The sequence below is a fragment of the Acinetobacter sp. CFCC 11171 genome (genome assembly GCF_003268405.1).
Lineage (GTDB): Bacteria > Pseudomonadota > Gammaproteobacteria > Pseudomonadales > Moraxellaceae > Acinetobacter > Acinetobacter amyesii.
The window spans coordinates 33,551-49,128 of sequence record NZ_LQXP01000016.1 but is presented as its reverse complement, the minus strand read 5'-3'; the positions used below and the strand labels follow the sequence as shown (position 1 = coordinate 49,128).

The following is a 15,578-nucleotide window of genomic DNA, read 5'->3' as shown; positions in this document are numbered from 1 at the left end:
AAATGATAAACATACGCATTTGCAGTTCAATTCCGCGCATTTTTCACATATAAAAGAAGCCCTTGCAGAATATTCAAGGCATTTAGAACACGTAATAATCAAAAATCGCTGTATGCTGTTTTTTGTAACAATTAACAATGCGTCTTGTTTAGCAAAAATATCTCCAGATTGATTCAATACACTGTGCTTATCGCTATGGGAAACTTTATATTGATGCTCTATGCATTGCTGTCAAAGACAAGGCGAAAATCTCCAAAGAAGACAGACTTAAGCTGAAGTCCAACGTGCATTCTTCCACGCTTGCTGGTGCCTTGAATCTAAAAAAGTCCAAGCGACAAAACGGCTTTCTTTTTGTCCCTGCGTCATTTTAATGGTTTTCACATCCACTGCACCGCTCTTCGCTAAGGCCTTTAAAAGCACTGGCAATGTTGTTTTCTTGGAAACCAGCGTACTAAACCAAAGACATTGTTCAGCAAACTGGATGCTCTCTTGTACCATTTGGCAGACAAATCGCTCTTCGCCGCCATCACACCAGAGTTCGTTCTTTTGACCGCCAAAGTTTAATACCACCTTGCTCCGATCAACTGGCTTGCCCAGTTTTCTTAATTTTTGCGTTGCTGTCGCGTTGGCTTCATCTTGCGAGGCATGAAATGGTGGATTACACATGGTCAAATCAAAACGATCTGAAGGTTTAATCACACCATTAAAAATATTGCTCACTTTTTTTTGCAATCGAATCTGAATGCCTTTACGCAGATTCGGATTTGCCTCCACAATAAATTGAGCACTTTTAACCGATGCAGCATGTATGTCTGAGCCGACAAATTTCCAGCCATAGCTGCGATGACCAATAATCGGATAAATACAGTTCGCACCCACCCCAATATCTAAGACTTGAACGGTGTGTCCTGTTAGAATCTGCCCTTTGTTGTTGGCACTTAACAAGTCAGCCAAATAGTGAATATAGTCCGCTCGCCCCGGAATAGGCGGGCAAAGAAAATCTTTGGGAATATCCCAATATTGAATGCCATAAAAATGCTTGAGCAATGCTTTATTCAGCATTTTCACAGCGTGTGGATCAGAAAAATCTACCGATAAATCATTATATTTATTTGGGCTGACAAAAGGTGCAAGTTCCGGACAACTCTTAATGAGTTGAGGAAAATCGTAACGACTGCGATGCAGATTTCGTGCATGTAATTCCGATTTTTGCTGCGGAAAAGATTTCTTTGCTTGCGCCATGTGTATGCCAATATTCAACGGGAGAACAGAATCAACTGATAAGGCAGGATCTATACCTGCAAATTAATCGATATTGTACGTGAATTTGACCATCAATGACGCCCCAATCCTTTTATTTGTCTATCTGCAAAATTAATAACAACTAAGATATTTATGCTTATTTTATCTAGACATTTTTGTTTGCTATATCATTAAACAAAACCGCGGAACATTGATTGAATAATAGTCGCGAAACATGAAGAATCAACAAAAAAAACCAATCAGTGTTGATTGGGCTTTTTATATAAGTATAAGATATTGATTTATATGAAATAAAAAATAGAATTTCGTATAAGGTGTATTATGTTAATTTTAAGATGCAGAGGGTTTAGGGCGTAATTGTTTAACCCACTCATTCGGTACACCATTAAAATGATCTCTTAAACGATCTTCTACATGCTCAGGATCCCATACAGCAGCACGTTCCAAATCTTTTACTTCTTCATATGTTGCTGGAATATCGATACCTTCAGTTCCATCTTCATAATAAATAGAAATTGAATGATCAAACATATCTTGCTTAAAGAAGTAAACCTTCTGTTTTAAATCGTCATTTAATTCTACATTCCCAATAATATGCCATTTCTCGGATTTAAATGCGTAATTCATGACAGGTACTTTAAACAAAATCGAATGTGATGTTATGAAATTAACATTCAATTCTAAATTTTTCGTCTGTAAATTGTAGAACCCTGCCAATGGAGATTTTAAAACTATGCCATAGCCATAGCTTAGATTCCCCAAATTAATTGCAATCACATCACCTTCTTTAATTCTCTTACGTTTTGTTCTTTGTTCCATAATTTCTGATCTACTTACCAAAATCTCAAATACATTCCTGCAAATAATAAGGTTCTGTCACATTAAGAAACTAGCTTAATTTACTATTGAGCTTTACAGAAGCTAATAGAAATAAACTATTTAACATAATGGCTGTTATACGAAATGAAGATGTAACTCCAAAATAGAAATGTCTGGTTTCTCCAAAGTAAAAATGTCCGCTTTTAGAATATGCACTTCTGCAATTTCCTTAGCGGACGGTTTGATATGTTGGTGTCTATGTCGGATAAAGAACTTAAACGATTGTCGGTCTTGCAGGAAATCTGCGATCAACGTATAACTCAATCCCAGGCTGCTCAGCTACTTCATATTTCAGAACGTCAGATCAGACGCTTACTGCAGAAATACAAAGCCCAAGGTCCAGTTGCATTAGCCCATGCCGGTCGTGGCCAAATCAGCAATTCTAAACTTCCTGAAGAACTCAGACTTAAGTGTCTCAATATTGTTTCAGATCAACTTTATGGTTTCGGACCCACTTTAGCGCATGAAAAGCTCACCACCGTGCATGGATTCGATCTTTCAGTAGAAACCCTGCGTTCCTGGATGATTGCAGCCGATTTATGGATCCCTCGCTGCAAGCGCCTGAAACGACCATATCAGCCTCGTTATAACCGAGATTGTTATGGTGAATTGATCCAAATTGATGGCTCACACCATGATTGGTTTGAAGGTCGAGCACCTAAATGCTGTCTGCTAGTATTCATCGATGATGCCACAGGAAAATTGCAGCATTTACGCTTCTGTGCGTCAGAGTCAGCCTTTGACTATATGATTTCGACACGTTTATATATCGAACAGCATGGTAAGCCATTGGCATTTTACAGTGACAAACATTCAGTTTTTAGGGTGAATCAAAGTAGCAAGAAAGACACCAAGATTACCCAGTTTGGACGTGTTCTGAGCACTCTCAATATCGATATCATTTTCGCTAACTCCCCTCAAGCCAAAGGTCGTGTAGAACGAGCGAATAGAACACTTCAGGATCGTCTGATTAAGGAGATGCGTTTAGAAGGCATCAGTTCAATTGCAGATGCCAATAAGTGGCTGCCGTGCTTTATTGAGCAATTTAATCGTAAATTCGCCAAGATGGCTTTTAATCCCAAGGATCTACATCGGCCTATCGCTGAAACAGCCGAAGAATTAGATGATGTTTTTACCTGGCGTGAACCCCGCAGGGTCACGAACAGCTTGACGATTACTTATGATAAATGCGTATATATCTTGGAAAACAGCGAAGAAAATCAAAGATTGGTCGGCAAGTATCTTGAGTTCCTGGAATATCCGGATGGTACTGTAGCCATTGAATATCAGGGAAGAAAAATCAATTACAGCATCTTTGATAAATTAAGTCAGCTCAACCAGAGAGAGATCGTTGAGAATAAACGTTTGGGTTCTGTGCTGGCACATATTCAACAACAGCATGAACAACTGGAACACCAAAACAAACGCAATCGTTCTCAAAAGATGCCACGTAGACAAGCACAGAAAACAGCGATTGAACAACGAAATCTGAATCCTGTGCTTGACTTGGAAATGTCCATATAGGACATTTCTATTTGGTTATTAGGTAGGACATTTCTACTTAGGAATAACAGAAGATGTTAGAACCCATTTAAAGTGTCTATATTCTCACCAATAAAAATGTCTAGTTTATGATGGTTTAACCATCATGGGCTGGATATAAAATATAGATGCTGATCACTATGTCTGATAAAGAAATTCAACGTCTTGCTGTACTGCAAGATGTTCGAGATCATCGTATTACCCAAGTCCGTGCTTCTGAAATCCTCAATCTTTCTACCCGCCAAATTACCCGATTATTACAGAAGCTAAAGCAAGACGGTGTTTCAGGCCTGATACATGCCAGTCGTGGTCAACCTGGCCATCGTCGCCATGATGAAGCCGTAAAGTCTGAATGCCTTTCCATTATTTCTGAACATCTGCTGGGCTTTGGCCCAACCTTGGCTCATGAGAAGCTGATGAGCATGTTTGGTCTGAATATTCCTGTGGAAACGGTTCGTCGCTGGATGACTGTCAATGAGCTCTGGATTCCGCGATCCAAGCGTCTGAAACGGCCATATCAGCCTCGATATAACCGGGATTGCTTCGGTGAGTTGATCCAGATTGATGGTTCATATCATGACTGGTTTGAAGGACGAGCCGCCAAATGCTGCTTGCTGGTTTATATCGATGATGCCACTGGAAAGCTGTTGCATCTGCGCTTTTGTGAGGCTGAAACAACCTTTGATTATATGCTTTCAACCCGAGCCTATATTGAACAATACGGCAAACCTCTAGCCTTTTATAGCGACAAGCATTCGGTATTCAGAGTTAATCAGAAATCCAGGCAAGACAGCCAGATTACGCAATTTGGGCGGATTCTGAATAATTTGAACATCGATATTATCTTTGCCAACTCACCCCAAGCCAAAGGTCGTGTGGAACGTGCCAACAGAACCCTTCAGGACCGTCTGATCAAAGAGATGCGCCTGGAAGGCATCGGGGTTCGATTGCAGAGGCCAATATATGGTTACCCTGCTTTATTGAGCAGTTCAATCAGAAGTTCGCCAAATGTGCGCGAAACTCAAAGAACCTGCATCGGCCATTAACCGAATCTGATCTTGAACTGGATGATATTTTTAACTGGCAGGAACCGCGTAAGGTCACCAAGAATCTGACCCTGACCTATGACAAGTGTATTTATATGCTTGAACCGACAGAGCTGAATCATAAGCTTGTTGGGCAATACATTTCATTTCTGGAGTACCCGGATGGTACTGTGGCAATCATGCATGAAGGACGGAAGATCAACTATAGCGTCTTCAATAAACTGGCTGGACTACAGCAGAATGATGGGGTTGAGAATAAAAGATTAGGTTCGGTCCTGGCCCATATCCAGCAGCAACATGAGGAATTGGAGAAACAGAATAAACGTTCCCGTCTCAAGAAAAGTATGCCGAGTCGTAAAGCTCAGAAAGTTGTTATTGAACAAAGAAATTTAAATCCTGTGCTTGACTCTTGTAGTTAAAAACAGGACATTTTAAATGGTTTATCGCATAGACATTTTAATTGGTGAATAACAGAAGAAGCCTAGACCTAATATCTAGGCTTTAAATTAAAGCGCACAAGTTAGATATGACTCTTTGTCCATTTTTCTGTGAGATTTTGCATCCATACTCATAAGAATATACATCTATCCAACATTCATCCCATATTTACGTTTTTAAGATCAATAAAAAAGTTCTTTTACAGCATTCTCTGCTGAATTTAGTGCGCATTAAACCCAATCATCAACATATATTTTTTCAAATCAATCAAAGACAAAACTAAATATTCTCAATATGATAAAAAAATGCGTCTATTAAAGTTGAAGAATATGAATAGCAAGACAACAAGACAGATACTCGTCACAGGCGCGACAGGCTATATTGCCAGTTGGGTCATTAAAAACTTACTTGAATTAGGGCACACGGTACATGCCACAGTTCGTGATCTGAATAAAACATCAGGATTTGTACATCTCGAAAAAATTGCAGCTGATACAACTGGCACTTTAAAACTGTTCCAAGCCAATTTATTAGATGAGGGTGCATTTGATTCAGCCATGCAAGGTTGTGACATTGTGATCCACATGGCATCCCCTTTTGTAGTGACCAACTATAAAGACGCAATAAAAGACATTATTGAGCCGGCTATTTTAGGCACTGAAAATGTACTCAACAGTGTCAATATAACAGAATCTGTACAACGTGTTGTCGTGACTTCAAGCATCGCATCAACCTATGGTGATGCCATTGATATTCTACAGACCGAGCATAATGAATTTGATGAATCGCATTGGAATACCTCCAGTACAGAAACCCATCAGCCTTATCCATATTCAAAAGTGATGGCAGAGCGCAAAGCGTGGGAAATGCAAAAAGCACAAAACCGTTGGGATCTGGTCTGTATTAATCCAGCACTGGTCATGGGGCCATCTTTAACAGCGTCAACACAGTCAGGAAGCGTTGAAGTACTACAACAGTTTGCCAATGGTATGACTTTGGCCGGTGTTCCACCAATGTGGAATGGAATTGTCGATGTTCGCGATGTTGCCGATGCGCACGTACAAGCCGCTCTCAATCCCGCAGCGAGCGGACGTTATATTATTAGTGGCGGCACACTAAGCCTATTAGACATGGGCAAATTATTACGCGCACATTTTGGGAATAAATTTCCATTTCCGCGCAATACCTTACCGAAGTTTGCCTTTAAGGCATTTGGCCCTCTTGCTGGCTTCCCACGTAAATTTGTTGAACTCAATATGGGCTACCCAATTTACTTTAATGCAGATAAGAGCAAGAAAGAATTAGGGATCGAATACCGCAATATTCAAAACAGTGTGGTTGAGCATTTCCAACAACTCCTCGATGACGGTGTGGTGAAGCAATATATTCCGTGAATAACTCATCAACAAAAAAGCCACCTTAAATAGGTGCTTTTTATATTAAAAAAATTAAACTAACTTAGAAATCAAAAGTCACGCCGACTTTATAGGTACGTGGACCACCCACTAAGGCATAACCTGAGTTGAATGTACCTTCCCAATATTTCTCATCAGTCACGTTAGCAATATTGGCTAAGAATGTAGTATTTACACCACCCAAATTGGTTTTATAACGCGCACCTAAATCTAAGATTGTATAGTCTGGTAGTTTAAGACTATTAGTTTCATTTAAATATTGTTCACTCACATAATTTGCACGCGCATTCACATTTAATCCATCTACATAAGGTACTGCATAATCTAAGCCAAGCGTTGCGGTAAAGTCAGGAATACCATATACCGAATTACCTTGATTAGTTACACCCTTTTTCACCGCTGCTTTGGTATATTCAGCATCGATATAAGCCAAACTACCCATCAGATTTAGACCTGTATAAATCTCTCCTGAAAATGCCCATTCCACGCCACGTGAACGTGTTTCTGCATCATCTGTGGTAATTTGATTGATTGTACTATTGGGTTGACCATCAGAATATGAAGATACCATGGTCGATGGTTTTTCAATTTGATAAAGGGCAAATGTATTCAACCAAGAACCTGCTTGATATTTTGCACCCAATTCATATTGTTTGGTTTGGAATGGCGCAAAGGTGACATTATTGTTGGCATCTGCAACGTTATTCACCGTTACACCTTCAGAAAGACCTTCAACATAGTTTGCATAAATAGAAAGATTCTCACCAAATGGTTTAACCACAACACCTAAGCTTGGCGAAATTTTATCATCTTGATAGCCAGTCTTTCTTTGTAAATTCTTGGTATCGATATCCTGATAGCGTGCACCAACAATCAGCTGCAATTTATCATTTAACATTGAAATCTGATCAGATACCGTATAGCTGGTATATTTATTATCTAAATTCGGTTTAACCATTGGGTACGCTGAAGGCATCCCTACAGTCGTGTTGGGATCATACAAATTAGTTGAATCAATATTCTCTTGCGTCGCTTTCACATGTTGATCTGTTTCTTTGGTCAAATAATCAGCTCGGACATTTATAGCATGTTTTATAGCACCCGTATTAAACTTATAATGAATACCTGTATTTGCTGATGTAATCGACTCAGATGACCCTGTACGATAGTACTGTGAAGTAGCATGACCATCAGCTTGCCCTACGATAAGACGCGTACCAAAAATGTGTCCGCTATAGGCCTTTTCAATATGCCCTACACCCGCATACACATTTAAATCAGGCGTGAATGCATATTCACCACTTAATCCTACAAACTCACTGTCAGTATGACCTTCTAAATTCCTAAAGTAATTGGTATCTCCTTTAGGTGCATCCAGCACACCATTATAGGTATGCTTATGCGCATCTGCCACGCCGAACGCCACCATCGCAGGTGATCCACCATTACGATCATCACGTACCGCAAAAGCATCAAAATTCAGTTTCAATTTATCCGTTATATAGTCTGCAGCAATTGCACCTGATGCATGTTTATCTTCCATGCCTTCAATAATGTGCTCACCTTGACCATAAGCACCATTCACACGTAAGCCAAACTCTTTTTCAACACCAAAACGACGAGATACATCAAAGCCCGATTGGTAAAACCCACCTTCTTCCATTGAAGCTGAAACTTGAGTTTTTTCTTTATCAGCACGCTTAGTTTTAGCAATGACCACACCACCGACCCCACCAGCAGGCGACATACCGGCAACCAGGGCATTCGGGCCTTTCAATACAGTAACCGAATCTAAAAATTCAGTTGGTACACGCCCATAAGGTGCCATACCATACATACCATTCAATGCAATATCATCATGATTGATGTCAAAGCCACGAATATTAAAGTTTTCGTTTAAATGGCCTTGGTTGGTTGTGATACGAACACTCGCATCATTTCTCAGCACTTCACCCACGGTGTTCGCTTGCTGTTCTTCAATTAACTTTTCACTATATGCAGCAACGCTAAATGGCGTATCAACAATTTTTTTATTTCCCAGTGCACCAAGGTCTGTCTGCGCTTTCAATTTTCCATTTGCAAGCTGCTTTTCAGCTGGTACCTCAACTTCAATCGTTTCAAGCACGGTTCGCTCTGCTGCATTTACTACTGCAGATGTGCCCACCCCTAAGATCGCGATTGAAATCGCACGGACTAAATGAGTTTTTGGAAAATTGATCATTGTTGAACGCTTAATTTGTTTGAATAAGAATCATTATTATATTTAGAATAATTCTTAACTGCATCATGAATCCCGATGAATATATTTTTTTAATGAAAAATATAAATATTCATTTTTTATAAATTGTAGATAAAATAAATGTAAATATTTGTTTTTAATTAATATTATAAAAAATTAAATCAAAAACTGTGTATGTTCAATTAAAGCTCTCAGGCAAATAAATGATTAATTAATATACAAATAGTTTGAATTTTTACATGGTTAATTGCCACATGAATAGATAAATCCTTTTACATCCAACGATTATTTAAAAGTAAATAACGCTTTTGCGTTAGTGCCTTTTAGCCAAATTTAAATCTCCTTTTTTAAATTTTTAACAAAAAAAAGCGACTCAAAAGAGCCGCTTTTTTCTAACCGAAGTTAAACTCAAATTATTGAGCTTGACCAGGTTGAGCCACTACAGTACGGCTACCAGAAATCGTAGCGAATACGCGACGGTTCATAGCACGGCCTTCTTTAGTGTTGTTGTCAGCGATCGGTTGATCCCACGCGAAACCTTGAGTAGATAAACGAGCTGGGTCAACGTTGTATTCGTTAACAAGTGAAGATTTAACAGAGTTAGCACGAGCTAGTGATAAACGTTCGTTTAGAGCACGTGGACCAGTGTTATCTGTGTGACCTTCGATGTTAGCTGTAGCATTAGGGTATTCACCTAATTTTTCAGCAACTTTAGCGATTTCAGGTTTGTATTGATCTTTGATGTTAGATTTGTTTGTATCAAAGAACACACGAAGTTCCATGTTAAGATCTTCAGTCAACTCTTGAGGAGCTGGAGCAACTGGAGCAACTGGAGTTACAGGAGCAACTTCAACTACAGGAGCAGCAGGTTTCAAGTGACCGCCAAGAACTACGTTAAGACCAGCCAAAGCTGTGTAGTTCCAGAAATCTTCATCGATGTTGTAAGTAGCACGAGCTTCAGTACGTAGAGATAAAGCATCGTTTAAGCGCCAGAAAGCACCAAGACCTGCATTACCTAAAGTACCTTCTTCAGTAGTACCACGGTCAGTGCCAGCACCACGAGCATTTACGTCGTCAAATTTGTATTTGTAGTGACCAGCACCTAACAATACATATGGCTTAACTTTGCTGTCATAGTTTTTAGTGATCAAATCAGAAGTAGCATAGAAGTTACCGTTGATTTGAGTTTGTTTGTATTCGCCGAAATCAACGTCTACATCACCTTTCACTTGGTTATATTCAGCTTCGAAACCTAACCATGGAGTTAATTCAACACCAAGTGCTGCACCAACAAACAAGTCGTCTTGTAGCTCAGGGCTATCAGTTAAGTTGCCACGGCTGTTGTTGTGTTGAGAATCTTGGAAAGTGTAACCAAGCATTAATGGAGTAACAGTTACGCCTGCGTTTGCAGCTGCTAAAGGAGCAGCTACGAGCATTGCTAATGCAATACGACTCATTTTCATGGATTTATCCTCCAGAGATAACAATTGTTGTTCAAGCTCAAGCCGAAAAATTGGCTATCCTGAGATAGGCTTTCTTATACCCCAGTTTTTTTTTTTAAGCTATTCACGCTGAATCATACAAACACTTTTTTCTTTTTCCAAGTGCTTGATTAATCTAATCAAGTAAATTATTGACAAAATTACTTACAATTTCCGTTGTAATTCGGTAAATTTTTACTCAATTTTGAGCAGTGAATCGCCTATTGTCACTTGCTATTTTCATTTTAACAGCTTTATCTAAAATTGAGTAATAAAATTCTATACTCAAAATTAATATCGCCATTAAAAACACATACAACACTAAATATATAAAAATAATATTAAATTTTGGATTAAATCAATGTCTTACAACAAAGAAACTGGCTTTACTTTATTTGAACTTTTAGTCTCAATCGCGATTATGGTCATTATCGTGACGATAGCTTTACCACATTTCAACAATTTAATGGCGCAGCGAGAAGCGAACAATATCAAATCGACTATTCAGAATCACAATGCATTCGCACGGGCTCAGGCCACAATTTATCACTCCAATATTGTGATTTGTCCTAGTCTTGACTTTAAACTTTGCCAACCTAACAACTGGAACAGTGGACTGATCATATTTATTGACAGTAATAAAAACCGTCAAGTCGATGCAAATGAAAAAATATTACGACAAGACAAACTCAACTTAAAATATGGCGATCTGTCTTGGCGTGGGACTTTACACATTCCGAGCCTAACCTTTCAGGCTAGCTCCGGTTTACCCAATGGTTCAAATGGCAGTTTCTACTACTGTTCGAAATCAACGCTTCAACCGATCCGAGCAGTCTTAAGTCGAATGGGACATTTACGATTTGAAAACCCAATCAGCTGCTAATTTGAGAACCGGTGAGTCCAAAGCAGCCTTTTAAATTTGCTTTATTCCTGTTCAATTTTACTTATACTGCTGACGTATTCAAAAATTAATGTATAAGAAAATGGAGACATGTAATGACTGATATCGTCATCGTGAATGGTGCCCGTACAGCAATGGGTGGTTTTCAAGGGAGTTTAGCCGCTGTCACTGCACCAGAATTAGGCGCAGTTACGATTAAAGCAGCCATCGAACGCGCGGGTATACAACCGACAGATGTTGAAGAAGTCATTATGGGCTGTGTGCTTCCGGCTGGTCTGAAACAAGGTCCTGCCCGTCAAGCGATGCGTAAAGCCGGTCTTCCAGATTCAACTGGTGCCGTAACCATCAATAAGCTGTGTGGTTCAGGTATGAAGGCCGTGATGCAAGCGGCAGATATGATTAAGGCAGGTTCGGCTCAAGTCGTGGTTGCAGGTGGTATGGAGTCAATGACCAATGCCCCTTATGTTTTAACCAAAGCACGAGCTGGCTACCGTATGGGCCACGGTGACGTTAAAGATCATATGTTCTTAGATGGTTTAGAAGATGCAGAAACGGGCCGACTCATGGGTTCTTTTGCGCAGGATATGGCAAACACAAAAGGCTATACACGTGAACAAATGGATGACTTCGCCATTCGCTCGCTTAAACGTGCTCAAACTGCAATTACTGAGGGTTATTTTGCTGACGAAATCGTGCCTGTCACTGTTTCGAGTCGTAAAGGCGATGTGATTATCGATAAAGATGAACAGCCTTTTAACGCTAATATCGAAAAAATTCCAACACTGCGCCCTGCTTTTGCTAAAGATGGAACCATTACCGCTGCCAATGCCAGTTCTATTTCTGATGGTGCGTCTGCTTTAGTATTAACATCAGCAGAACAAGCATCAGCAAAGGGCTTAAATCCGCTCGCGAAAATTGTGGCTTATGCATCAAATTCACAGCATCCTTCAGAATTTACTATTGCACCTGTAGGCGCAATTCAAAAAGTTCTAGATAAATCGGGTTGGAATGTTGCTGATGTCGATTTATGGGAAATTAATGAAGCTTTTGCCATGGTCACGATGTGCCCTATTGATGAATTTAAATTAGATGCTGAAAAAGTAAATATCAACGGGGGTGCTTGTGCGCTTGGACATCCTGTTGGTTCTACAGGTTCACGCATTATCTTAACGCTGATCCATGCATTAAAACGTACAGGCGGTAAACGTGGTATTGCAGCGCTGTGTATTGGCGGTGGTGAAGCGACTGCTGTGGCGATTGAATTGCTTTAATGCTCTGTAGACTCCCTTCGCAAAGGGCGATTTAGAGGGAATATTCTTTAATCCTCCCCTAACCCCTTCTTTATTAAAGGAGGGAGACTGAAAATCCCTCTGTAAGAGGGATTTTTTATGCTTACATTTTAGACATAAATTGTTCACATACAGCTCAGCCAAGGCTCTTAAAATAAATGTCGACATAATAAAAATGGATGACCACCATGCAGCTCAATCACTACTTGAATTTTCAAGGCAATACCGAGGCAGCCTTTAATTTTTATCGTTCTGTATTTGGTGGAGAGTTCCTCAATGTGATGCGTTATGGTGAAATGCCTGCTGAGGAAGGCATTTCACTATCCGATGCAGAACTGCAAAAGATTATGCATATTTCCCTACCGATCAATGAATTTACCGTGCTGATGGCCTCAGATGTCAACGAACAATTTTGTGCACAAACCAACCAAACCTTTACCGTAGGCAGCAATGATTATATTTCGATTAATTTAGACAGCAGTGAACAAGCTGAAGCCAAACGATTGTTTGATGCATTGTCCAAAGGAGGCTCTATAGAAATGCCTATCGAAAAGACCTTTTGGGGTGCACTCTATGGCGCATTTACCGATCAGTTCGGTATTAAATGGATGGTCAATTGCCAGCTTGAAAACGAATAATCACTCATTAAAAGTATTTCGATCAATAAAAAAAGCCTCCGAACGGAGGCTTTTTAATCAATCATGGCACTTAAGCACCAGTTTGATAATGCGCTTGCGGCACTGCAGTTGAAGCTTGATATGGATTGGTAAAATCATCTAAGCCAGCAGCAGCTTCAGCAATATCTTTACCTTCTTTCACCACAAAAGTATCGAAACCTGAACGCTTCATGTAGTTCAACACATCTTTGAATACATCACCTGTTGCACGTAGCTCGCCTTGAAAACCTTGGCGACGTAACAATGCAGCAAATGAGTAACCTCGACCATCGTTAAAACCGGCAAATTCGATGAAAATAGCATCTAACTGGTCAAGCGGGAATTCATTGGTTTCAGGTGAAGCATCAACCGTGACGAAAAGTGCTTTTTTACCAGACACATTCGCAAGTTGATCTAACTGCTCAACTGTTAAAACCACGTCACCTTGTGGCAACACACCATCTTCACCAATGACTTGGTAAGTATTGTCTGCAATCGAGCCATCTTTAGAGAGGACTTGTAGTGCTGTATTAAGCATATGCACGCTCCTTAAATGGTTGGATGCCAACACGGCGGTAAGTATCAATAAACTCTTCGCCTTCTGCACGAAGGTCTAGATAAGTATTTAAGATTTCTTCAATGATGTCTGGTACAACTTCGGCTGCAAATGATGGGCCTAAGATGTCACCAATTGATGCATCATGGTCGGCATTACCACCCAAAGTGATTTGATAGAACTCAGCACCCTTTTTATCTACACCTAAAATACCGATATTACCGACATGGTGGTGACCACACGCATTCATACAACCAGAGATGTTCAGATCCAATTTACCTAAATTGTAAATGGTATCTAAGTCATCAAAACGACGTGTAATGGCTTCAGAAATTGGAATCGATTTCGCATTTGCTAATGAACAGAAATCACCACCTGGGCAGCAAATGATATCGGTTAAGAACCCAATATGCGCACGTGCAAGATTGTGTTGATCAAGGATTTTCCATAGATCAAACAAATCTTTTTGCGGTACATCCACAAGCGCAATGTTTTGCTCATGTGTGGTACGGAACTCACCAAAGGTATATTTGTCAGCCAAGTCAGCAATCAGGTTCATTTCTTCAACAGTCATATCGCCCGGTGCAATACCCGCACGTTTCAAAGAAATCGTAACGATGCGGTAACCTTTGACTTTATGTGCATTGGTGTTGATGTTGAACCATTGTTTAAATTTCGGCTCTGCGGCAAATTGCTCTGTGAAATCTTCATCTGCATAATCTTGGTAATCAAATGGTGTGAAGTTTTCATCCATTTTCGCCAAGGTATCAGCATCAATTTTTAATGTTTTGATGGTATGTGCAAATTCAGCTTCCACTTTCTCTGCAAATACTTCTGGTGTTAATGCTTTCACCAAAATTTTGATACGCGCTTTATATTTGTTATCACGACGACCGTGTAAGTTGTATACACGAAGTACCGCTTCTAAATAAGCAATTAAATCTTCACGTGGCAAGAAGTCACGAATAAAGCTACCAATCACTGGGGTACGGCCTAAACCACCACCAACTTTGATTTTATAACCAATCTCGCCTGCTTCATTTTTCACGATATACACACCGATATCATGGAAAGACGTTGCCGCACGATCAGTTTCTTCCAGTGCTGAAACTGCAATCTTGAACTTACGTGGCAAGAAAGCGAATTCTGGGTGGAAAGTTGACCATTGACGAATCAATTCACACGTTGGACGTGGGTCAGCAATTTCACCTGCAACCACACCTGCATATTGGTCAGTAGTTGTGTTACGAATACAGTTACCCGAAGTTTGAATCGCATGCATTTGAACAGATGCGAGCTCTTGTAACATATCAGGCACATTTTCTAGTGCAGGCCAGTTAAACTGAATGTTTTGACGAGTAGATACGTGCGCATAACCACGGTCATAGTCCTGAGCCAATGACGCAATTTTACGTAATTGTTTAGAATTCATCAGGCCATAAGGTACTGCAATACGTAGCATCGGTGCATAACGCTGTACATAAAGGCCGTTTTGAAGACGCAGTGGACGGTATTCATCTTCCGTCAATTTACCTGCTAAATAACGTTCCGTTTGATCACGGAACTGTGCAACACGTTCATTAACCAGTTGCTGGTCAAAATCAGTATATAAATACATGGCGTACAGCTAGTAATTTCTATTATAACAATGCACAGCATAACGAGATTTTATCTATCAAGAAAATGCGTTTTTTACATATTTAATAGCGATTTTATTGATAAGACTGTCGCAATTTCACTGATATAGCGGATTCCGGTCATTTACTTTTTATTTATTAATATATTGAATTATTTCTCCATTACTTAGCATAAATTTACATAAAGAATTTAAGCCAATAAAAAGCCCGATAAATCGGGCTTTTTATTTAGCGAT

The 15,578-nt window shown here is 39.8% G+C and carries 11 protein-coding genes and 1 pseudogene; 6 read left to right on the top strand and 6 right to left on the bottom strand.

Annotated elements, in window-relative coordinates; all coding sequences use genetic code 11:
• Nucleotides 1-267: 267 nt before the first annotated feature.
• Nucleotides 268-1,242, bottom strand: coding sequence for a 23S rRNA (adenine(1618)-N(6))-methyltransferase RlmF (rlmF, locus tag AVJ20_RS09405; RefSeq protein WP_111885021.1), 975 nt, complete (start codon nucleotides 1,240-1,242; stop codon nucleotides 268-270).
• A gap of 351 nt (nucleotides 1,243-1,593) precedes the next feature.
• Nucleotides 1,594-2,082, bottom strand: a complete 489-nt coding sequence (locus tag AVJ20_RS09400) for an immunity 26/phosphotriesterase HocA family protein (RefSeq protein WP_078194246.1) — start codon at nucleotides 2,080-2,082, stop codon at nucleotides 1,594-1,596.
• Nucleotides 2,083-2,340: 258 nt separating this feature from the next.
• Between AVJ20_RS09400 and AVJ20_RS09390 the strand changes: the two genes are divergently transcribed.
• The 3 genes and pseudogenes from AVJ20_RS09390 to AVJ20_RS09375 all read left to right on the top strand — a co-directional run bounded on the left by AVJ20_RS09390 (nucleotide 2,341) and on the right by AVJ20_RS09375 (nucleotide 6,562).
• The gene (locus tag AVJ20_RS09390) at nucleotides 2,341-3,666 is read left to right on the top strand and encodes an ISNCY family transposase (protein WP_111885019.1); all 1,326 of its coding nucleotides are present in this window, start codon (nucleotides 2,341-2,343) and stop codon (nucleotides 3,664-3,666) included.
• 146 nt (nucleotides 3,667-3,812) lie between these two features.
• Nucleotides 3,813-5,149: pseudogene (locus tag AVJ20_RS09380) on the top strand (ISNCY family transposase).
• A gap of 348 nt (nucleotides 5,150-5,497) precedes the next feature.
• Nucleotides 5,498-6,562, top strand: coding sequence for an SDR family oxidoreductase (locus AVJ20_RS09375; protein WP_111885018.1), 1,065 nt, complete (start codon nucleotides 5,498-5,500; stop codon nucleotides 6,560-6,562).
• Nucleotides 6,563-6,626: 64 nt separating this feature from the next.
• Here the strand turns inward: AVJ20_RS09375 and AVJ20_RS09370 are convergent, their stop codons facing one another.
• Complete coding sequence (locus AVJ20_RS09370; RefSeq protein WP_111885017.1) at nucleotides 6,627-8,804, bottom strand: TonB-dependent receptor; 2,178 nt, start codon at nucleotides 8,802-8,804, stop codon at nucleotides 6,627-6,629.
• 431 nt (nucleotides 8,805-9,235) lie between these two features.
• On the bottom strand, nucleotides 9,236-10,285 hold the full coding sequence (gene omp38 / locus AVJ20_RS09365) for an outer membrane protein Omp38 (protein ID WP_111885016.1): 1,050 nt from the start codon (nucleotides 10,283-10,285) through the stop codon (nucleotides 9,236-9,238).
• Nucleotides 10,286-10,664: 379 nt separating this feature from the next.
• Between omp38 and AVJ20_RS09360 the strand changes: the two genes are divergently transcribed.
• The 3 genes from AVJ20_RS09360 to AVJ20_RS09350 all read left to right on the top strand — a co-directional run bounded on the left by AVJ20_RS09360 (nucleotide 10,665) and on the right by AVJ20_RS09350 (nucleotide 13,131).
• Nucleotides 10,665-11,186 (top strand): GspH/FimT family pseudopilin, encoded by a 522-nt coding sequence (locus AVJ20_RS09360; protein WP_111885015.1) that lies wholly within the window; start codon nucleotides 10,665-10,667, stop codon nucleotides 11,184-11,186.
• Nucleotides 11,187-11,299: 113 nt separating this feature from the next.
• Nucleotides 11,300-12,475 carry a thiolase family protein gene (locus AVJ20_RS09355; protein WP_111885014.1) on the top strand — a complete coding sequence of 392 codons (1,176 nt, stop codon included), beginning with the start codon at nucleotides 11,300-11,302 and terminating at the stop codon, nucleotides 12,473-12,475.
• Nucleotides 12,476-12,681: 206 nt separating this feature from the next.
• Nucleotides 12,682-13,131, top strand: a complete 450-nt coding sequence (locus AVJ20_RS09350; protein ID WP_111885013.1) for a VOC family protein — start codon at nucleotides 12,682-12,684, stop codon at nucleotides 13,129-13,131.
• 70 nt (nucleotides 13,132-13,201) lie between these two features.
• Here AVJ20_RS09350 and AVJ20_RS09345 read toward each other — a convergent pair whose 3' ends face one another.
• Complete coding sequence (locus tag AVJ20_RS09345) at nucleotides 13,202-13,687, bottom strand: DUF934 domain-containing protein (protein ID WP_078194254.1); 486 nt, start codon at nucleotides 13,685-13,687, stop codon at nucleotides 13,202-13,204.
• A complete protein-coding gene (locus AVJ20_RS09340; protein ID WP_111885012.1) occupies nucleotides 13,680-15,323 on the bottom strand; it encodes a nitrite/sulfite reductase in 1,644 nt (547 codons plus the stop codon). The genes AVJ20_RS09345 and AVJ20_RS09340 overlap by 8 nt, the downstream gene beginning before the upstream one ends.
• Between the last annotated feature and the right edge of the window lie 255 nt (nucleotides 15,324-15,578).